The 21,288-nt window shown below is 48.9% G+C and carries 18 protein-coding genes and 1 pseudogene; 15 read left to right on the top strand and 4 right to left on the bottom strand.

What is annotated here, in order from left to right; genetic code table 11:
• Nucleotides 1–180 precede the first annotated feature (180 nt).
• The 4 genes from HV237_RS05640 to sitD are packed head-to-tail and all read left to right on the top strand — an operon-like array spanning nucleotide 181 to nucleotide 3,618.
• Nucleotides 181–1,098, top strand: a complete 918-nt coding sequence (locus HV237_RS05640) for a metal ABC transporter substrate-binding protein (protein WP_019077550.1) — start codon at nucleotides 181–183, stop codon at nucleotides 1,096–1,098.
• Entirely contained in the window at nucleotides 1,095–1,916 is an 822-nt protein-coding gene (gene sitB, locus HV237_RS05635; RefSeq protein ID WP_016154198.1) for an iron/manganese ABC transporter ATP-binding protein SitB, read from the top strand. Before HV237_RS05640 ends, sitB begins: the two co-directional genes overlap by 4 nt.
• The gene (gene sitC, locus HV237_RS05630; protein ID WP_016154199.1) at nucleotides 1,913–2,770 is read left to right on the top strand and encodes an iron/manganese ABC transporter permease subunit SitC; all 858 of its coding nucleotides are present in this window, start codon (nucleotides 1,913–1,915) and stop codon (nucleotides 2,768–2,770) included. The genes sitB and sitC overlap by 4 nt, the downstream gene beginning before the upstream one ends.
• On the top strand, nucleotides 2,767–3,618 hold the full coding sequence (gene sitD, locus HV237_RS05625) for an iron/manganese ABC transporter permease subunit SitD (protein ID WP_047357868.1): 852 nt from the start codon (nucleotides 2,767–2,769) through the stop codon (nucleotides 3,616–3,618). Before sitC ends, sitD begins: the two co-directional genes overlap by 4 nt.
• Nucleotides 3,619–3,726: 108 nt before the next feature.
• Here sitD and HV237_RS05620 read toward each other — a convergent pair whose 3' ends face one another.
• Entirely contained in the window at nucleotides 3,727–4,524 is a 798-nt protein-coding gene (locus tag HV237_RS05620; RefSeq protein WP_047357869.1) for an EAL domain-containing protein, read from the bottom strand.
• Nucleotides 4,525–4,751: 227 nt separating this feature from the next.
• Entirely contained in the window at nucleotides 4,752–5,354 is a 603-nt protein-coding gene (locus tag HV237_RS05615) for a helix-turn-helix domain-containing protein (protein ID WP_047357870.1), read from the bottom strand.
• A gap of 456 nt (nucleotides 5,355–5,810) precedes the next feature.
• On the opposite strand from HV237_RS05615, the gene HV237_RS05610 reads away from it, so the two are divergent.
• The 3 genes and pseudogenes from HV237_RS05610 to HV237_RS26345 form a co-directional block, all read left to right on the top strand.
• Nucleotides 5,811–6,596 (top strand): winged helix-turn-helix domain-containing protein, encoded by a 786-nt coding sequence (locus HV237_RS05610; RefSeq protein ID WP_047357871.1) that lies wholly within the window; start codon nucleotides 5,811–5,813, stop codon nucleotides 6,594–6,596.
• Nucleotides 6,596–7,108, top strand: coding sequence for a hypothetical protein (locus tag HV237_RS05605; RefSeq protein ID WP_016154204.1), 513 nt, complete (start codon nucleotides 6,596–6,598; stop codon nucleotides 7,106–7,108). The genes HV237_RS05610 and HV237_RS05605 overlap by 1 nt, the downstream gene beginning before the upstream one ends.
• A 408-nt stretch (nucleotides 7,109–7,516) precedes the next feature.
• Nucleotides 7,517–7,634: pseudogene (locus HV237_RS26345) on the top strand (VapC toxin family PIN domain ribonuclease); the annotation flags it as partial.
• Nucleotides 7,635–7,709: 75 nt separating this feature from the next.
• Here HV237_RS26345 and HV237_RS05600 read toward each other — a convergent pair.
• Nucleotides 7,710–8,201 carry a hypothetical protein gene (locus tag HV237_RS05600; protein ID WP_047357872.1) on the bottom strand — a complete coding sequence of 164 codons (492 nt, stop codon included), beginning with the start codon at nucleotides 8,199–8,201 and terminating at the stop codon, nucleotides 7,710–7,712.
• The gene (locus HV237_RS05595; RefSeq protein ID WP_240489675.1) at nucleotides 8,188–9,045 is read right to left on the bottom strand and encodes a winged helix-turn-helix domain-containing protein; all 858 of its coding nucleotides are present in this window, start codon (nucleotides 9,043–9,045) and stop codon (nucleotides 8,188–8,190) included. The genes HV237_RS05600 and HV237_RS05595 overlap by 14 nt, the downstream gene beginning before the upstream one ends.
• A gap of 282 nt (nucleotides 9,046–9,327) precedes the next feature.
• Here HV237_RS05595 and HV237_RS05590 point away from each other — a divergent pair, with 282 nt between their 5' ends.
• The 8 genes from HV237_RS05590 to HV237_RS05555 all read left to right on the top strand — a co-directional run bounded on the left by HV237_RS05590 (nucleotide 9,328) and on the right by HV237_RS05555 (nucleotide 21,243).
• Nucleotides 9,328–10,125 carry an EAL domain-containing protein gene (locus HV237_RS05590; RefSeq protein ID WP_047357873.1) on the top strand — a complete coding sequence of 266 codons (798 nt, stop codon included), beginning with the start codon at nucleotides 9,328–9,330 and terminating at the stop codon, nucleotides 10,123–10,125.
• A 236-nt stretch (nucleotides 10,126–10,361) separates the two neighbouring features.
• Nucleotides 10,362–11,531 (top strand): autotransporter strand-loop-strand O-heptosyltransferase, encoded by a 1,170-nt coding sequence (locus tag HV237_RS05585; protein WP_047357874.1) that lies wholly within the window; start codon nucleotides 10,362–10,364, stop codon nucleotides 11,529–11,531.
• Nucleotides 11,532–11,542: 11 nt separating this feature from the next.
• The gene (locus tag HV237_RS05580) at nucleotides 11,543–14,641 is read left to right on the top strand and encodes an autotransporter outer membrane beta-barrel domain-containing protein (RefSeq protein WP_181541747.1); all 3,099 of its coding nucleotides are present in this window, start codon (nucleotides 11,543–11,545) and stop codon (nucleotides 14,639–14,641) included.
• 60 nt (nucleotides 14,642–14,701) lie between these two features.
• Nucleotides 14,702–15,256 carry a LuxR C-terminal-related transcriptional regulator gene (locus HV237_RS05575; RefSeq protein WP_158083352.1) on the top strand — a complete coding sequence of 185 codons (555 nt, stop codon included), beginning with the start codon at nucleotides 14,702–14,704 and terminating at the stop codon, nucleotides 15,254–15,256.
• Between the two features lie 931 nt (nucleotides 15,257–16,187).
• A complete protein-coding gene (locus HV237_RS05570; protein ID WP_047357877.1) occupies nucleotides 16,188–16,748 on the top strand; it encodes a fimbrial protein in 561 nt (186 codons plus the stop codon).
• 41 nt (nucleotides 16,749–16,789) lie between these two features.
• A complete protein-coding gene (locus HV237_RS05565) occupies nucleotides 16,790–17,497 on the top strand; it encodes a fimbria/pilus periplasmic chaperone (protein ID WP_047357878.1) in 708 nt (235 codons plus the stop codon).
• 33 nt (nucleotides 17,498–17,530) lie between these two features.
• Complete coding sequence (locus tag HV237_RS05560; protein WP_047357879.1) at nucleotides 17,531–20,035, top strand: fimbria/pilus outer membrane usher protein; 2,505 nt, start codon at nucleotides 17,531–17,533, stop codon at nucleotides 20,033–20,035.
• A 29-nt stretch (nucleotides 20,036–20,064) separates the two neighbouring features.
• Nucleotides 20,065–21,243: a fimbrial protein gene (locus tag HV237_RS05555; protein ID WP_046274817.1), complete on the top strand. Its 1,179-nt coding sequence runs from the start codon at nucleotides 20,065–20,067 to the stop codon at nucleotides 21,241–21,243.
• Nucleotides 21,244–21,288: the final 45 nt, after the last annotated feature.

Below are 21,288 nucleotides of genomic sequence, written 5' to 3'. Positions count from 1 at the left end.
CACAATTAAGTTGCATAAATAATACACCTTAACTAAGCGCAGGACTATTACCTGGCGGTGATACATTCCTTAGCACCCTACGCAAATAAGAATTATTTTCATTTGTTTATGCCGTGTGCTATATAACATAGCAAAGGCTATATTCGATGATAAATTAACCACTTTGTTGTGAGGGATACTATGCCGCATCTGCCCCATCTGAAGTCATTTCTCCTTGCCAGCGTGTTAACGGCGCTTACGCTGTCACCTGCCTGGGCGAAAGAAAAGTTCAAAGTGATAACCACCTTTACGGTGATTGCCGATATGGCAAGCAACGTGGCAGGTGACGCGGCGGACGTCAGTTCCATCACCAAACCCGGGGCAGAAATTCACGAATATCAACCCACACCGGGAGATATTAAACGGGCGCAAGGCGCACAGCTTATTCTCTCCAACGGCCTTAACCTCGAACTATGGTTTGCCCGCTTCTACCAAAATTTGTCCGGCGTACCGGAGGTCATGGTCTCAAATGGCGTGCAGCCAATGGGTATCAGCGAAGGGCCATACAACGGCAAACCGAATCCGCATGCCTGGATGTCAGCGGAGAACGCGCTTATCTACGTGGATAACATTCGCGATGCGCTGATGAAATACGATCCCGACCATGCCGCAACCTACCAGAAAAATGCGGAGAATTATAAAGCGAAAATCCAGCAGACTCTGGCGCCACTGCATGCAGAACTGGCGAAGCTCCCTGCTGATAAACGCTGGCTGGTCACCAGCGAAGGCGCATTCTCTTACCTCGCGCGTGATAACGGCCTGAAAGAGCTGTATCTATGGCCGATCAATGCCGATCAGCAAGGCACGCCCAAGCAGGTACGCAAAGTGATCGATGCGATCAGAAAACATCAAATCCCTACCGTATTTAGCGAAAGCACCGTGTCCGACAAACCTGCGCGTCAGGTCGCCCGCGAGTCTGGCGCGTACTACGGCGGCGTGCTGTATGTCGATTCGCTCAGCGCTGCCGATGGTCCGGTACCGACCTATCTGGATTTACTGCGCGTGACGACAGAAACCATCGTCAGCGGCATCAACGACGGGTTAAGGAGCCAAAAATGAGTCAATCTGCGATTACCGTGAATCAGGTTACGGTGACGTATCGCAACGGCCACACCGCGCTGCGGGATGCCACTTTTCAGGTTCCGGGCGGCTCAATTGCCGCTCTGGTCGGCGTAAACGGTTCGGGAAAATCAACGCTTTTTAAAGCGCTGATGGGTTTTGTCCGGTTGGCGAAAGGGGAAATATCTATTCTGCAACAACCGGTTAATAAGGCGCTCAAACAGAATCTTATCGCCTATGTCCCCCAGTCAGAAGAGGTGGACTGGTCGTTTCCGGTACTGGTGGAAGATGTAGTGATGATGGGCCGCTTTGGCCATATGGGTTGGCTGCGTCGACCAAAACAGATCGACCACGACTGCGTGGATGCGGCGCTGGCGCGGGTAGATATGCTGGACTATCGCCATCGCCAGATAGGTGAACTATCCGGCGGGCAGAAAAAACGCGTTTTTCTGGCAAGAGCCATCGCACAGGACGGGCAGGTTATTTTACTGGATGAACCCTTCACCGGCGTGGATGTGAAAACCGAGGCCCGGATCATCGATCTGCTGCGTGAACTGCGTGATGAAGGCCGGACCATGCTGGTCTCTACCCATAATCTGGGATCCGTCACCGAATTTTGCGATTACACGGTGATGATTAAGGGCACGGTGCTGGCAAGTGGGCCAACCGAAACCACCTTTACCCACGAGAATCTCGAGCTGGCATTCAGCGGCGTTCTGCGTCACGTCGCGCTGAGCGGCGGTGAACAACACGTGATTACCGATGATGAACGTCCGTTTATTTCGCGACGCGCGGCAAGCGAGGGGGAGCAATCATGAACTGGCTGACGGAGCCGTTTGGCTACCAGTACATGCTCAACGCCATGTGGGTTTCGGCGATGGTCGGCGGCCTGTGCGCATTTCTCTCCTGCTATCTGATGCTCAAAGGCTGGTCGCTGATTGGCGATGCGCTGTCGCACTCGATCGTTCCAGGCGTAGCCGGAGCCTATATGTTAGGGCTTCCCTTTGCGCTGGGCGCATTTCTTTCCGGTGGACTGGCGGCGGGCAGCATGCTGTTTCTCAATCAGCGTTCACGCCTGAAGGAAGATGCCATTATCGGGCTGATTTTTTCGTCCTTTTTCGGTATCGGGCTGTTTATGGTGTCGCTTAATCCGATGTCGGTGAACATCCAGACCATTATTCTGGGTAACATCCTGGCGATTGCGCCGGAAGATATTCTGCAACTGGCGATCATCGGCGTGGTTTCGCTGACCATTCTGTTTTTGAAGTGGAAAGATCTGATGGTGGTCTTTTTTGATGAAAACCACGCGCGGTCTATCGGGCTGAATCCGGGTCGGCTGAAGCTGTTGTTTTTTACGCTGCTCTCCGTTTCCACGATCGCCGCACTGCAAACCGTCGGCGCCTTTCTGGTGATTTGCCTGGTGGTTACGCCCGGTGCGACGGCCTGGCTGCTGACCGATCGTTTTCCTCGCCTGCTCACCATCGCCGTGGCGCTCGGCAGCCTGACCAGCTTTTTCGGCGCCTGGCTAAGCTACTGGCTGGACGGTGCAACCGGCGGAATTATCGTCGTTCTGCAAACGCTGCTGTTCCTGCTGGCATTTGTCTTCGCACCAAAACACGGTCTGCTGGCAAATCGCCGCCGCGCCCGTCTGGTGAACAAGGAGCAAGTATGATCTTAACAACGCTGCTGGAACCTTTTCAGTTTAGCTTTATGGTTAATGCGCTGGTCATCTCTACCATCGTCGCAGTGCCCTGCGCGCTGCTGTCGGTATTTTTAGTACTCAAAGGCTGGGCGCTGATGGGCGATGCCATGAGTCATGCGGTATTCCCAGGGATTGTACTGGCGTGGATTGTGGGCATCCCGCTGGCAATTGGCGCGTTTATCGCCGGTCTGTTCTGCGCGGTGGCGACCGGATACCTCGACGATAACAGCCGCATCAAGCGCGACACCATCATGGGTATTGTTTTCTCCGGGATGTTTGGTGCGGGTCTGGTGCTGTACGTCTCTATCCAGTCAGAAGTCCATCTCGATCATATTCTGTTCGGCGACATGCTGGGCGTATCGTTAAGCGATATCATGCAAACCGCGGTTATTACTCTGGGGATCGCGCTTATCATCGGACTTAAATGGAAAGATTTGCTACTGCATGCGTTCGACCCACATCAGGCAAAGGCCAGTGGGCTTAACACCGCACTGCTGCATTACGGCCTGTTGTGCATGATCGCCCTGACGATTGTCGCCACGCTAAAATCAGTAGGGATTATTTTGTCAATTTCATTACTGATTGCACCTGGCGCCATCGCGATTTTAATGACGCGGAAATTTTCCCACGCCTTATGGCTGGCGGTGGCGATGTCGGTCATTACCTCATTTATGGGCGTGTACCTGTCATTTTTCATCGACAGCGCACCGGCTCCCACCATAGTCGTACTATTTTCTCTGCTGTTTGTGATTACCTTTATTTATGCAACCCTGCGCGATAGGCGTTTAGAGAATCAGCTTCAGCTGCAGGATCCGTAAATTATGGGTCAGCTAATGTTCTTGATATTAATATAGCCTCCGCCAGGAGGTTATATTATCGGCAGATTACAGCATCGTGATGATACGTTTAAATAAATGGATTATAGATTACTCTAACGTGAACAACGGTTGTGGCTTGCCAATGTGGTATCCCTGTAACCACCCGACATTCATGTGTTCCAGGTGCATCTGGATTTCGGCACTTTCAACAAACTCGGCGACAACCTGCATACCTTTCATTGCCGCAACCCGGCAGAAAGATTCGATGATATAGCGACTAACCTCACATTTTATAACCCCACGAACGAAAGACCCATCAATCTTCAAAATATCTGCTTCAATGTTCATCAGGCGTTCATAGCTTGCAAACCCGGCACCGAAGTCATCAATCGCGATCCGACATCCCAATTGACGTAGTAAGCGTAGTGTATCTGCCGTGTGTTCTTTATCTGACAGGGTATCAGCCTCGGTTATCTCAAAAATAATCCGTTGCGGTATCACCACATATTCCTGCAACAACGCAGTTATCTTTGCAACGATACCTGAACGACATAGCGTCACTGGCGCCAGGTTAATGGAAAAACAACTCAGCGGATGGTAGCGCATGTACTTCAGGGTGTTCTCAATAACCCAAAGATCGATATCGGGTGCTAACCCTGTGTCGCGTGCAACCGACAGAAAATTGTCAGGGGAAAGAAATTCCCCGTGCTCATTGAGCATGCGGATCAGTATCTCATGATAGGATTCATCACCACGAGTACTGACGATAGGCTGGGCCAGCAGGACAAAGGTATTGTGATCCAACGCGTTTTGCAGTGCAGCGCGAACATCCGTTGTATCGGTAGTAGGGTTGCCAAACAGTCGGCTATGCTGTGCCTCAAGGTTTTCCGGCCTGCCGTTGGTCATTGGCGATATGACTTTTGTTATTATTGGAGGGAACATCATATTCATATCAAATTAATAAATAAATACTAATTTATAGATAAAAATGGACATTCCGCGTAGCTGGCATCAGCGGTGAAGAAAAAGACAAAAACCAACATACTGATAATTAACAAAAATCACAAACCCAGTTTTTGCATTATCATTCCAGCTGAGTGCAAAAAACACGTCAGATGCTTTTAATGTTAACTTTAACATACAAAAAAAGAGAGTTTCCCTCGCTTCATAATTATTTTTCCGTCACTCACTAACTCCTGCAATACTTTGTGGATAGCACTGCGTGAGATATGATTTCGAGCGAGAATGAATGTATACACAGATGTGTTTTCACGCATCTCAAGCTCCATCGACCAAATATACTTCAGGTGTTCAATAATCAATTCACGGATAGTGCGATGCGATTGCAATTTTTCTCGCTGAAAATAGCGTTGCAGATGTAGCGTTAAAATATCAAATGCATGTTTCCAAAGATTCTTTGCAGTGAACAAAAGTTCGGCATTGGGTGCACTCATTGCCCACATTTCACAATCGGTATCACAACGTAAATAGTGTCCGGCAACTTCCGTACGCATTTGTGGCAAGCCGAGGATGGCCGGTGCAGATATACTTACCATCACTAAATCATTTTCCACACGATGAACAGAGACGGCCCCTTTCTCCAGAAACAAGATATTTCCATCACTCTTCAGATCAATACGCTGGCGTTTTTTGCGTAAGGACAGCCAGGCATTATCTGACTTTTTCATTTCATCACCAACAAGCACTACAGCATTTTCAATATCTTTCTGGAACATGGGACTCTCTACCGCAAATTATGGCTTTGTCAAAACGAGGGTGGAATTTTACTCAACACGAAAAATAAATGTCAGCTCACCAACAAGCTGACATTTATTCCCATCTACATCTACCACCGGCATTCCCTGGTGCCGTTGACGCGTTCAGACTCATGCTGTTTTCGCGTGGTGGCGCCAGGCAGTATATGACGCTGTCCATAAAGAATTAATGGCAATCATCTTTGTCGTTGTTATTTCATCTTTCTGTTCTTTTCAATGTAGCCAAAAAGATACAATACATTGATTTATATATAGTTTATTTTCATTAAAAAGTTATCATTGTTGTTATATTATGATACGAAATTGAAACACTTCGCGGTTCTCGCTGCAGGGTCGGGTCCATACTGGTGGTCTTTATGGACTAAGTGGTATCATGACTCGCCAACCGCCTGGCGCACCAGCAAGAGTAGAAACATCATGTCTGAGACTGGCAATGTCAGTTATCTGATTGAAAAAATAATAATATTTACGCCAGCTACACAATCTCTGGCGCGGATAGATCAACCCAATCAGCGGATAAAACTCAAACACTCGGCGTCATTATGTCTTTTATTACTTATTCAACATCGCGGGCAAGTGGTTTCCCAAAACGAACTACTGGAATTCGGCTGGGGTAAAAATCACCGCCAGGTGAGCTTCAACGCCTTTTATCAAAGCATTCTCTCTTTGCGCAAAAGTTTGCTGCAGCTGGAACTGGAGCAACCGCTTATCACCACGATCCCCCGCAAAGGGCTGATCATCCAGGAAGAATTCAATATTCAGGTGATTGAAACTCCGGAGGAGAGCGTATCTTTTACAGCAGAACCTTTAGTGCCGGATGTCGCCATAGAAGAACTGTCAGATGACACAGCGCGCCAACCTTTGATAACCACTGCTGAAATGGTCATACTTGCCATTACCCTGATAATTTGTGTGCTTATAATGTATCCGTGGCAAACCAGTGATAACTATTTCTCCGGCTATATCACCGCAGACAAAGCCCCCACTGACTGTCAGTATTATTTTAATAATGATGCCAGTAATTTCTCCCGACATACGGCATTTATCAACAAAAATCCTGGGCTGTGTCAGAGCCATAAATTTATCTATATCACCACCTACCCTGAATCCAAGAAATTATCCGTGCTTGTATGTCGCTCACCGATGAAAAACAGGCAGGAAAACGCCTGTCAGTCGGTTTATTACCCACGGTATGATAGCTAATGAATTTTTATTCCCGAACGCCCCGCATCCAGACAGGTATTATCCTGTTGCTTTGTTTTGCTGCGCTAATTGTTACCGCCGTCTACCGGTACAGTAAAAACAATGGTCAGTTACATAATCTGACCTGTCGGTCTGCCATCGAGATTGTACGCAATACAAGCTCATTCCGAGGGATCATTGATATCAAAACCGGCGGCAGCAAAGGTATTGTGAATATTGATGGCATTATCAAAGATGCCGAAAATAATGAGCAGACCGTGCAACGCATGGTACTTTTTACACAATCCAGCTACGGCTCAAGCCCGGTTTGGATTTCGCAGAAAATCCAAATATCCAATCGCGAAACAGCACCCGCCAGTCTCATTCAGGAACTCCTCCCCGACTTCTTCCTGACCAACACCAGCGTATCCAACGTCGATTTTTTTGCGCTGAATAGAGAGACGTATTTGATTACCAAAGAGGGGATCCCCTATCTGTACTGCCAGAATTATGCGTTGCCGGAAAATGAATAATCAATAAGCGAAGATTAAATAAGAGCAAAAACGATTTGAAAGAGTCACTTGATACGGACTTCACGAACCACACGCCAATGATGCCTTGGTGTGTTAATGCTGATTAATAAAGATTATTTTCTCTCATAATATAAAAAACCCATTCTAATCTACACTACCATAACTCACTGATTATGCGAACATTGTTACCCTGCTCGTCCAGCGTTATAACTTTCTGGTTTTCCAATAATCTCTTCCCCTCATCAATGCAGGATGTCAGCGACGAAGGACGGGCTGACCTGTGAAAAAACGTATATGCTCGACACCTGTATCTGAGCGTTCATCCTGCACGGGCAGCTGTAATTCGTACTGAAGCGCCTGGAGCAGGCGGTGTTGGCCAGCGATCGGACGTGGTCTCGGCTATCAACTGGGCCGAACGACACGGCGATTGCCGGCATGCTATCGCCGCCGGCGTGTGCTGGTGACCATTAATGTGAGGGAGTTTGAGCGGGTGCCGGGGCTCACGCTGGAAGACTGGGCAAAATAAGCCGTAGTCTCCTGGAGTATCCTCTGAGCATACCCGGTATGGTTTTTGAGCATGTTGGGTATGCTGTCTTTATCGCTACCTGTCCTTATTCACGCAAAGCGCAAACGGCGACTGCAGATTTTCAATCAACCAGCCATTTAACAACGGATTGATCCTGATCTGACGGACTGTGCCTTCCGGAACATAAAAGAAGCTGTGTTTGAATATTTCATCACTGGCGGTGTCCTGTGATTTTTTGACATAGTGCATATTGCTCACTGAAATTTCGCCTGGCCTGTTCACCTCGTAACCGAAATGAATCGTCCTGGAAACCGTTTCATGGTCACCTTCAGAATTGATATATCCGGACAACACAACCTGACCAGAGAATTGTTTATCGAGACGAAAGATGAGGTTCAGTGTGGCAGTAAAATCAGGGTTAAGATGGTTATAACGAATGATCGTGCTGCAGTCGATGTCCATGCCATTCTGTCGCTTAAGCATGTACATATAGAACCCGATGGACGATGCCATGACCAGTAGCAGACTGACAGCTGCACAGAGGCGACTTATCTTAATTGCTTTCATAGCCATTCCAGTAGTTATTAAGGCAGGATATATACTGCTTGTCTTTCGTTGTACATCTGCTGATAAATACCCGGCCTTTACTGCCATAAATATAAGCGTCTGACGCCTGATAAAGAAATACAGCCCCGTCCAGGCAGTCAATATTATTCTGCCGGGCCAGGGTGACAAATACGTCCTTCTTTTTCTCAAGGAATGAAATGGAGTTTTTCTGAATGGTGTACACCGGGCAATTCTGATAGTTAAACAGAAAATGGGTCTGAATATCTTTCAGGGCCGATGTGGTTGTTGCCGGGATCTGACTGCCCGCAATAAAAATGGCGGCACTGGCGGCAAACATAGCTAACAACAGAATGTTAAAGATTATTCTGTGTTTTGCCGAAAATGCAGAATACCGCCGTTTTATTCCGGCTCCGGTACAGTCCGTCGTGGTAACCGACTCATGCACCGGGAATGTATCTGTCATCACCACGACCTCTATATCCTGATTAAACATAAAACCGATTCGTGGCACAGTGGTAATACATTCTGCCTGAATCCCTGTGCTGACAAAGTACTTCCTGATTTCGGAAATATATTTATTAAGGGTGTGGTTTGACGAACGCAGACCATGTAAATCCCAGACATTATCCAGCAGCTCATCCCGGTTAATCACCTGCCCCTGTCTTTCCAGCAGATAGGCTAAAAGTCTGTTCATGGTTGCTGTCAGAATAATGACAGAATCTTCATCCGAGACCGGCCAGATTGTGCCATCATCTGAACGATACCTGGCCAGAGAACTGATTAAATAATCCACATGAACACTCCAATATCCTGAACGTAAGGCGATAAAAAACGCCTGTTCCACCTCATTATCACTACGTCTGACTTTTGCAAAGCATACCATACGCAGCCAGGATATCTTAATTACCAGGTTAATTGATTGTAAATCACTTATATTTTAGCATTTTAATCCGCAAAATAACTTAACGACGATACATGTACTTATTTGCCACTCTTCTCAGTTAAGATTGTTCGCAGAATGAGCAGGTTCTTATCATCTAATAGTCATCAGCATTACTGCCATTCACCATCCGGGATATGAAGAGTTCCCAGGTTAACGGATCCACCATGGTTCAGGAGCAACTCCATGATAAGCACCAACATGCTCAGGAAGGCAGAACGTTTCTTCAGTAAGGCCGGAACACGGATAAGAGAGTCGATCCTGTCAGCAGAACTGGCTGGAGCTGAGTTTGTGCCTTATGTGCAACCGGTTTACAGGGCTTACAAGGTTGCAGGCGGAGAAGTGTTATTGAGGATCCGAAAAGATGGAGTCCTTCACTCTCCGGAGAAATACATCTCTGCAATGGAGTCATGCGAGGTGATTAATGATGTGACATGCTCTTTGCTGTCTGATGTTAAAACCTTTTTCAACGGCTATGAAGGAGCCCTTCCCGATGACTTCTATCTTTCCTTCAATATCTGTGCGAGACAACTGAATTCCCCGGACGTTATTGAAGCAGTGACCGATTTTAATAAAACATTTGCAGGACGCATTGCTGTATTACTTGAAATTGTCGAACGTGGCACGATGCATCTCGATGACTTTGCGCTTGACGCAATGCAACAACTTACCGATGCAGGTGTGCGATTTGCGATTGATGACTTCGGAAACGGAAGTTCGTGTCTTAAATATATTGAGCATTCAGGTTTTTCTACAATTAAGATGGATAAATGCCTTACAGTGGTCAGCAACGGTACATTAATTTATTCCGCGGTAATTGATTCAATCGTAACCCTCTCTGAACGACTGCAAATCCAGCTTGTGGCAGAGGGAGTGGAAAATAAAGAACAATTATCTCTTTTGAAAGATAAAGGTGTGAATGTTTTTCAGGGTTATCTTTTTTCAAAACCCGTCAGCATGCACGAGTTCTGCAAACATATTTAACACCCTTACCCCTGTAAACAGACCGGACATGACTGACTGAGTGGAAAATAAAAATCACGCCCTCAGCTGCAGGGTGATTTAAATACATTTACAGTCGCAAAACATTTAATCCGGAACTGCTTATTGGCCTGAGTTAAAAACGGCTCACAGCCCGTCACGGAAAATATTACAGATATAACCAGTGCAATTGACTGACCCTTTATCGACTGCACATGAACACTAGGGATATATAAGATATGTCAGCTAACTTTGCAACACCTCCTGAATTTCCGACCTGTGCCGGACCGGAAGGTATTCTGTTTGACTTTAATTATGGCGCGCGTGTTTACCTTCCGGAAGGGAAATGGCATGTCATTTTAATGGATGATGATTCCGGCAATATCCTTTTCAGCTGTGATTCTGACGGCGGGTGGGTCGCCAGTACCAAAAAATATTACATCCGTTTCCGCATTCAGGTATTCCACCAGGGAGAAGCGCATCCGATCCTGGATGAAACACTGGACATGAAGGATAAGCCGGTCGTCATCTTTTTCCCGACCGGAACACTGGGCGATATGCTTGGCTGGTTCCATTACGCCGAGCGATTTCGTCAGCTGCACAGGTGCCAGCTTGAATGCGTCATGGGGCAGGAAATCATTGACCTGCTCAGCGCACAATATCCGGAGATAACCTTCTCCACAAAAGAATCCCACCGGACAATCAATCCCTACGCGTCCTGGTACGTCGGTCTTTTCTTCAAGGCTGACACACTTCATCAGCCCGTTGATTTCAGGAAAGTCGGCTTTCACCGCAATGCCGGATACATCCTCGGGGTTGACCCGCGGGAGTGCCCGCCTCGCCTGAAGCTGGATGCAGAGCGAAAAATTGCGGAGCCCTACGTCTGCATCGCCGCGCAGTCAACCAACCAGGCTAAATACTGGAACAACGGTCACGGCTGGGCAGAGGTGGTAGCCCACCTTAAATCACTGGGATACCGGGTGCTGTGCATTGACCGCCAGGCCCGTCACGGTCAGGGCTTCGTCTGGAACCACATCCCCTATGGTGCCGAAGACTTCACGGGCGACATTCCGCTTCAGGAGCGGGTGGACCTGTTAAGGCATGCGAGTTTCTTTATCGGTCTGGCCAGCGGGCTGTCATGGCTTGCCTGGGCAACTGACATACCTGTGGTGTTGATCAGCGGATTCAGCCTTCCGAATAGCGAATTTTACACCCCCTGGCGGGTGTTCAGCAGTCATGGCTGTAACGGCTGCTGGGATGACACGTCGGTTGATTTTGACCACCAGGATTTTTTGTGGTGCCCGCATCACAGGGATACCCCAAGACAGTATGAGTGCACGCGGCTAATAACCGGACGACAGGTTACAGGGATGGTGGACCGTCTGCATGCAGGATTAGTTGATAATTAAGGAGCGTTACTATGAACAAGATATATACCACCGTCTGGTGCGAGTCGCGCCAGCAGTGGGTGGTCACCTCTGAACTGGCATCCGGCTCTGGTCGCCCGAAACTGGCACCAAAGAAAAGCGGCCTGGCACTGCTGCTGGGGGCAATGCTGCTGCCCTCAGCGCCGGTCATGGCCGTGGATTATGTGGACGTGACGCTAACGGGTGAACAGACTATTTCTTCAGGAGATACGGCCACCTCTACTACTATCAACGGTGGCAGTCAGTACATCTACAATGGGGGCTCAGCCACTGAGACCGTCATCAACTATGGGGGCATGCAGGACGTCTACGTTGGGGGCTCGGCAACTGAGACCACCATCAACAACGGTGGCGACCAGTACATCTTAGGTGGCACAGCCATTGGGACCACCATCAACAATGGTGGCAAGCAGGAGATCGTTAGCGGCGGCACAGCCACTAACACCACTATTAGCGGTGGCAGTCAGAATGTCTACAATAGGGGCACAGCCACTGACACCACCATTAACGGTGGTAGTCAAAGCGTCTTCAGTGGCGGCTCTGTCACTGCCACCACCATTAACAGCGGTGGTTATCAGTATGTCAACAGTGGTGGCACAGCCATTGGGACCACCATCAACACAGATGGCGAGCAGCGAGTCTCCAGCGGTGGTGCTGCCACTGAGACCACCATCAACGGGGGCATACAGGACGTCAATGGTGGCACAGCCACTGAGACCACCATTAACCATAATGGTCAGCAGTATGTCAACAGTGGTGGCACAGCCATTGATACCACCATTAACAGAGGTTTCCAATGGGTCTACCATGACAGCACGGCCACTGGCACCACAATCAACGGTGGCTGGCAGGACGTCAGCAATAGGGGCACAGCCACTGACACCACCATCAACAGTGGAGAGCAGTACATCCACATTGGGGGCACAGCCAATGAGACCACCATTAACGGCAGTGGTGAACAGGCCATTTATGGTGGCACAGCCACTGACACCACCATCAATAGCGGTGGTGTCCAAGGCATTTTCAGTGGGGGCTCGGCCACAGACACCACCATTAACAGCGGGGGCGGACAGTACATATCCGTATCCGGTGGCGGGACAGCCACAAACACCACTATCAACGGTGGCGAACAGTACGTCTCCAGTGGCGGCACAGCCAATGAGACCGCTATCAACAGCGATGGCAGGCAGTACATCCGCGGCGGTGGCACTGCAACTGGCACCACTATCAACGGTGGTGGCCGACAGAACGTCTCCAGTGACGGTACGGCTACTGGCACTACCATTAATAGCGGGGGCATGCAGTTCGTCTACAGTGGCGGCACAGCCATTGACACCACTATCAATAGCGGTCAGTCGTGGCTGCAGACGGGGGCACTGGCTGACGGCGAAACCAAAGTGAACGCCGGTGGTGAACTGCTGATGGACGCTGGCTCTGTCGCAACGGACGTGCGCATCACGGGGGGCACCCTCTCTGTCGCCGACCTTACCAATACCACCGCCAGTTATACCCCGGCTCAGGTCGATAAGCTCACCATGAACGGCGGTAACGTCAACTTCCTGCGCAACAGCAAAGGTGAATTCGCGAAACTGACTATTACGGAACTGAACGGAACCGGAAACTTCCTTTTCAATACCTCGCTGGCCGACCGCAAAGCCAACTTTGTCACCATCGAGCAGGGTTCAGGCCAGTTTGGCATTGCCGTTAATGACTCCGGTAAAGAAATCTCAGACCACACCGACCTCACAGTGAACCTCATCCATGAGAAGGGTGGTGACATTGATTTTGAAATGGTCACGGCTAACGGGCGAAGCACCAGCATGGTTGACGGCGGGACCTACATGTACACCCTGTTCAGCGAGCAGAATAAAGACGGTCTCAACGGCGGTAACGTCTGGTACCTGGGCGCGATGACGGAAGAACCTGGCGGTGGTGAGAATCCGGGTGGCGGTGAAAACCCTGGCGGCGGCGAGAACCCTGGCGGCGGTGAGAACCCTGGCGGCGGCGAGAACCCTGGCGGCGGTGAAAACCCTGGCGGTGGTGAAAACCCTGGCGGTGGTGAAAACCCGGGCGGCGGCGAGAATCCTGGCGGTGGTGAAAACCCTGGCGGCGGCGAGAATCCGGACGGCGGTGACAACGGCAATACCGGCGGTAGCGGAAGCGGCGACAAGAAGCCGATGACCACCCCGGCAACGGACGCCATCCTGGCCATGTCGAATGCCGGCCTGAATGTCATCCACTCCGAGCTGGAAGGCCTGCGCATGTACCGGACAAATCTGGATAAAACCGGACCGGAAAGTAACGTGTGGGGTCACTACCTTGGCAGCAAAAACCATACGGATACCAGCAATGGCGCGGCGTATCAGCTTAATCAGAACGGCATTGAAATCGGTGCCGACACGCGGACGGATTTTGCGCGCGGCAGCCTCGTCACGGGGGCATTCATGTCTTACAGCGACAACACTGTTAAGCATGCCCGCGGTGGAAAAAGCAAAATCGACAGCTACGGTATCGGCCTGTATGCAACATGGTTTGATGCCAGCAGCTTCTACGCTGACGGTGTGGTGAAAGGTAACCGCCTGAACAACAAACTGAGAGCCGTGATGACCAACGGCGGCAGAACCGGCGGTGACTGGACGCAGTATGGTCTCAGCACAGCCGTTGAAGGTGGCTATCAGTTTGATGTGAGGGACGACCTGAGCCTCACGCCTTATGCCCGCCTGGCGTTTGTTCAGATGAGCAGTGAGGACGTAAAGCTGAGCAACGGCATGAAGGGTAACACCGGCACGCCGCGCTCGGTAACGGGTGAGGCCGGCGCGAAGCTGACCGGCAAGTTCAGCCTCGGTGCGACAGAATTTAAACCTTACCTGTCAGCGGCGATCGTGCAGGAGTATGCAGACTCAAATGAAGTCACCATCAATGCGCGCAACCGCTTTGACAACAACGTCAAAGGCACGTCAGGCAAGTACGGTCTGGGCGCATCGGTCAGTGTCGGCAAGGACGTAACGCTGTACGGCGAGGCTAATTATCGTCAGGGCAGCCATACGGAGACGCCGGTTCAGGGTGTGGCCGGTATCCGTATCGGATTCTGATGTTATCTCAGGGGCCTCAGGGCCCTTATTCATTGCGCTATGAAATATCCGGATATGTTTATGTCTCACATGATTTTGACAAAAGATGTTTATTTAAAGAAAGCGTTGTCTGTCATCCTTGAACAGGTGTCTCCCGCCAGGAAGCTCTGCATTGTTGATATTGAATCGTACAGAAGCCTGGGCGCGATTTTCAGACTGCTAAAAAGAAAGAAACTGACTGATAAGCACGGGTTAATCTTCATCGGTGGCAAAGATGTCAGTTCAAGGGTTCTTGAGCCGCTTGTGACGATATACAGAAAATCGTGCTTTATGGACTTTCGAAAACAACTCAATGACGGCAGGACGCATTCACCTCAATATGCGTTAAATCATATTACATGCTGCAGGGATCTCAGCTTGCTTTCAGGCCAGGAAAAAAAGACACTTTTTGCCCTGCGTGATACTGACGACACCTTGGCGATTGCCAGGAACATTCATCTGTCGCCAAAAACTGTTTATACCTATACCAGCAAGATCAGGCAAAAGTTTAACCTCAGTTCGATACTGCAGGTCAGACAATTTATTTTCTCGGAGTTTGTCCTTGATGCTGAAACCGGAGAAGGGCTTTTCCCCTGAACCTCCGAGATTTTTAATATCAACAGACCATTAAAGACTGCAGGCAGAAAATGATGGTTTCAGGGGGTATTTGATAATGGACTGGATGAAATGACAACCACCAACTGGTCTTTTCGAACATTGTTACTTATAGCAGGTGGAAGCACAGGAACGGGTACATTTAACCGCATTGTTGATGCCACGATCAGTTGCCCGTGTTCAGTATTTGAGGGTGGGCTGTTTTAGCTGACATTAGCTAAAATCCCGACTGGAAAGACGAAGAGATAATAATCAACAGGAGTGTACAGGATAAACTGGCACGTTCTCTTGCCGCTGAAACAACTGATGCTATCCCATTTATTCCGTACATGCTGCAGGATCTCTGGGCACCTGGTATCAATCCTGAAATTGTCCTAGCACTACTTTAAAGGTATTGAACATGTTCATAACCCGATTGATTGCCCTGCCCGGGAGTCAACTTTAGCCCAGAACCGACACGGCAATTGTATCTAACACGTTTATTTTATTAAGTTTTTGATAACAATTAGTTAATTAATTTATTCATTCGCCTATTCCGCTGTTCTGCAAAAACGTCATTTGCAGCTTTTGTCCATCATCTAACCAGTAATTACTTTCTTAACGCTAGCCTCTTCATCCCCTCGCTCATGATATAAATTTATAAAAAACATTAAAAATAGCGTTTTAATCTTAAAAAAATAATTTAATCGATATTTACATTTACCAAATATGCAAACAATGGTCTTATATTCCAACCTTACAGCGTGACGCGAAATGTTGTTCTGCAACCGAATGCGCCACTCCAGAGAAGGTGAAATGAATCATCAACATCTGTTCAGATGCCAGGGATGATGTAGCGCGAACCAGGGAGCAGGGAAAAAGTTTCACGCTACTGACAAAAGTAAATTTGATTATGAAAATGGGATATACACAAATGTTTAACAAAACATTCATCGTAGCGGCATTGATGGTTTCCAGCTCTGCATTTGCAGCTGAATCAACCGGCGTAGCGGGTGGCACTATTACCTTTAACGGTTCAGTGTCCGATACCACCTGTAACGTAGTGACCAATAACGGTTCAGACTTCACGGTAAACCTTTCCCCTATTGCTGTGGGTGATATGGGCACCACCGCCGGTGTTGTTAAAACCAACGCCAAAGACTTCACCATGAATCTGAAAAACTGCTCTGCGGCATCGGACGAAGCTAAAACGCTTAAAATCACTTTCAGCAGCAGCAACCTGTCGGATGATGCTAAATACCTGAAAAACTACAGCGACAATGGTGCCGAGGGTGTGGGTATTGCGCTAACCAAAGACGGTAACACTGCCGTACCGTTTGATACCGCTTTCGATACTGGTCTGAGTTCCGCTGACGCTGCCACCGAAGATGGCGTCACACTGACCATGTATGCCAACTACTACAACTACGGTGGCGCGGCCGTAACAACCGGTAAAGTGGTTACTGACGCAACTTATTCCTTCAGCTACGACTAACTCATTCAGCCGGGGTCTCCCCGGCTCTCCTCTACGACATTATGAAAACTCTGATATTTTTTCTTGCGGCTACGTTCATTTCCATGAATGCCAGCGCAAGCGTTGTGATCAACGAAACGCGTGTTATTTATCCGGCCAGCGCCAAATTTGTGTCGGTGCAACTGGTAAACGACAGCGAACAAACCCATCTGGTGCAGTCCTGGATTGACGAGGGCGATGCTTCCGCCGCGCCGGAGAAAGTCAAAGTGCCGTTTTCTCTGCTGCCTCCGGTCGTAAAAATGAGCGGACACGCCGGACAGGCTCTGAAAATCTCGGCGATGAACACCCATTCGCTGCCAAAAGACCGCGAAAGTGTGTTCTGGCTTAACGTTCTGGATGTCCCTCCCGTCCCTGAAGGGAGTGGAGATAGCTACCTACAAGTGGCCATTCGCAATCGTATAAAACTGTTCTATCGTCCGGATGTACTGAGCGATCTCGACAGCAGCGTGGCGGAGAAAATTACCGTTTCAACTTCTGGCGGTCACACCTGCCTGAAGAATAATTCGCCATATTACATGACCATCCCTCAGGTCGTGACCTGGCAGGGTGGCGAGCTAAAGCAAAGCCGAAAAGATAATTTACTGGCTGAGACTGCGTTTATTCCGCCGTTTGGCTGCGCGCTGGTGTCCAGCAAAATTCAGTCCGGTGGGCAATATCGCCTTACCTGGCTTGATGATTATGGCGCAAAGAGATTCAGCACTATCCACTGATATCCCAGATAAATGACTCCAGGTTCAATTCTGATGAAAAACAGTTCTCTGTTTCGTATAAGTTTGCTAGTTCACTCTGTCAGCCTCGCGATATTTTCATACGGCGCGTTGGCAGAGGATTTTAATAGCAGCCTGCTGGTAGGTAATTCAGCAGATATGGACTGGAGTAATTCTCGGCTGGTTATGACGCCGGGGGCTTATGATTTGGATGTTTATGTGAATAACGTCTGGCGCGGGAAATTTAATATTTCCGTCGCTAATGACGATAAAGGTACTCTGCTTATTAATAAAGACGACGCATCTCTACTGGATATTCAGGGGCTGGATGATATTGTAAATAAAAGCACCGCTGAAAAGCTCGACGTTAATACCCTGCTACACGGAGGGAAAAGCGCCCTGATACCCGGCACACTGCGTTTGGATTTAGAAGTACCTCAGGCTTTCGTAAAAGAATATAGCCGTAACTGGGTGTCACCGCAAAAATGGGATCAGGGAATTAATGGCCTGTATACCAATTACAATTTCAACTATTACAATTTTCACGGCCTGCAGAATGGCTATAGTGACAGCGATAATCTGTATTTATCGCTGAACAGCGGACTAAACATGTATGGCTGGCATTTTCTCGATAGCTCATCGTGGATGCGCTACAGCGCAATGAACAAAGGTAGCTGGATAAATACCACGCGTTTTGTTGAAAAACCAATTGCGGCGATCGATTCGGTACTGCGCATTGGTCGGAGCTATACGACGTCTGATTATTTTGACACGGTTCGTTTTCGTGGGGTAACACTGAATAAAAGTCGTCAGATGTTACCGGACAGCGAAAACGTTTATATGCCGGTGATCGAAGGTGTTGCAACCAGTTCAGCGGTGGTCAGTATCTCCCAGGATGGTCATATCATCCACCAGATCAATGTCCCGCCAGGTCCCTTCGCCATCCGCGATCTGATGCCTACCGGCTCACGCAGCGATTTATCCGTCGAGGTAAAAAACACCGGCGGCAACATTGAGCGCTTCATTGTGCCATTCTCCTCGATCCCGGATATGCAGCGCCCCGGCAGCAGCGACTATCAGATTAACGTCGGGGCGGTGGACATGCGCAACGTCGACGATAGCAGCCATTTTACCCAGGTGAGCTATTCACGTGGGGTGAATAACTACCTCACCGCGTCAGCGGGCGGGATCTGGAGCCAGGATTATCAGTCTCTGCTTCTTGGAGGAGCGGTTTCCGTCCCCTACGCTGGGTCACTCTCGGCTTCCGTGGAGGAGTCGCAGTATCATCTGCCTGGCGATAGCCGTCGCCATGGAGAAAAATACGCGCTGTCCTGGAGTAAATACTTCCCGACCCGCACCAATATTTCACTGGCTTCGTATTATTACCGTACTCAGGATTACGCTTCTTTTAGCGATTATATTCTGACCAAATCCAATATTAAGGATTATGGCGGAACGGGCACCTCAACGATCAACAGCAAACAAGCCTTTAGCGCCAATATTAATCAGCCGCTGGGGGAACAATTTGGAAGACTGTCGCTTTCAGCCTACTGGCGCGATTACTGGCGCGGTCAGAAAAGTAGCCGTCAGTATAACCTGACCTGGAGCAATGCCAGTCACGGCGTCAACTACTCGGTTTCGCTGCGCCGCTCGGAGGTTACGCAGTCCTATTACGACTATGAAACCAATTATGAAGGCGACCTGGTGAGCGCGTTGCGTTCACGCGGTAAGACGGAAAACAACCTCTATTTTTCTGTCACGATACCGATGTCGATATTCGGCAGCGGCGGCAGCCTGTCTTCTCATGCCAGCGTGCAGAACGGCAAATATTCCTCTTCTGACGTCAGCATGAGCGGGAATATGCATGATGTTGACTACAGCCTGATGCTGAGCCACGACAGTGACAACGATTCACGGGCAGCCGATCTCTACACCAGCTGGAAAAATGACTATACCAGCATGAACAGCGGCGCGACCCTGGCCCGTGAATATCGCCAGCTAAGCCTGGGTGCCAGCGGCAATCTGCTGGCATGGAAAGGTGGGCTGCTGGCGTCTCCTCATAACGGACGTAATTTTGTCATTATTGAAGCGCCAGGAGTGGTGAACGCGGTCGTTAACGGCGATACCTCCGCACACACCAACAGCAAAGGTATCGCCCTCATCACCAGCGCGACACCGTACCGACAGAATAATTTCCATCTGGAGCAGGATGGAACCCAAAAAAGCGACGTCGACCTTGAAGGTAATTTACTCAATGTGGCGCCGTACGAAGGCAGTATCAGCTGGCTGAAGTACAAAACTGACACGCGCAGACTCTTCACTTTTGATGTGCAAACCGCTGAAGGGGGTCAGTTGCCGTTTGGCGCGGTTGTCAGCGGTGCCGGGAATGAAGAGGTCGGCTATGTCGCACAGGGGAGTCAGATTTTTATTAAGTCAGAGACGCTTCCCGCCAGCCTGAAAGTGAATATCAGCAAAGGCAAGACTAAAAAATTCTGCACTATTTCCCAGCCTGCAGAGCATGCTGAAAATATTTGTCGCTAACTCAGTTTACTCAGCTAACAGAATCAATCATGAAAAAATTATTTTATCTTATGGTTACGGCCATAATACTGACCGCAATCCCAATATTATCTGCACAAGCACAGTCGCAGGCTCAGTCTCGCGGTGTAACAGGCGATACCTGCCGTAATTCCGGCATACTTTTTTCCAGCGTTGCAGAATCGGATAAGTCGCTAAATCTTTCATCGGCTTTCGTGAATTCAAACGTCGTTGAATATTCCTATACCACCAGTTGGTCGGGTAGTATGACCTGTACTTACGGAAACATCGGGATCGGTGGTCTGGCGCAAGACCACTTATATTATTTTACCGGTTTCAACGGTTCTCCTGTTTATTTGAATTTCAACAGTGCGGATGGTGAAAGTAGCTACTGGATAAAATTAACGTCCACCATTAGTGGCGATACCAAAGTGACTGTCAGCGGTATCGTGGGCATTCACTCTCTGTCATATCAGACACAATATACGCTGCGGGCGGAATTAATGTCGGCTCCGCCTGTGGGCATGGAAAGCTATACCAAAACCACAACCAGCGGCGCACTGTCGGTCATACCTGCGGTGATGAGCGGTACCGGAAGCGGCTCCAGCTCACCGTTCCTTTCCAGCAAAACATATGCTTATCGCGCCTGGTCCAATATGATGTCTGAAACCGCACGCAAAAGCTGGAATACCGATTATTTTATTGCTTATGAGAAGCTAACGATTCAGTTTGAGCCAAAAGAAACAACCTGCAATATGACGCGGGACATGAGCGTGAAATTACCCCCCGCTCCGTTTAGCGTCCTGAAAAAAAATGGAAAGGCAGATGGTGCCGATTTCACCATCCCGCTGAAGTGCGGCAACCTGGCCGGAATTAAAACGTCTACCCGCAATGTTAAGGCCTGGTTATCCAGCAATGATTTAGTCAGTTCGGATACCAGCTACCAGATAATGGTCAACGATGAAACCACAGCAGGAGGGGTAGGTATTGCCATTCGTAGCCGGATGTTTATGGGTGACTATGATGAGGTGCAAATATCCAGTAGCAATAATATGGAACATGCCTCGCAAATATTAGATATCGCTAAAGATGATGATATAAGCAATACGCAATACATTTATCTTCATGCTTATTACAAAGTTTATAACGCCTCAGCATTATCAACCGGTAGCGTGGTGGCGACTGCGCAGATAATGTTTGGCTACGATTAACCCCTCTATTTTACTGTGGCCCAGACGGGCTACAGGAAGTTTTTA

It is taken from the genome of Citrobacter sp. RHBSTW-00570 (genome assembly GCF_013739755.1).
Lineage (GTDB): Bacteria > Pseudomonadota > Gammaproteobacteria > Enterobacterales > Enterobacteriaceae > Citrobacter > Citrobacter braakii.
This window is presented reverse-complemented; position numbering and strand designations above follow the sequence as displayed.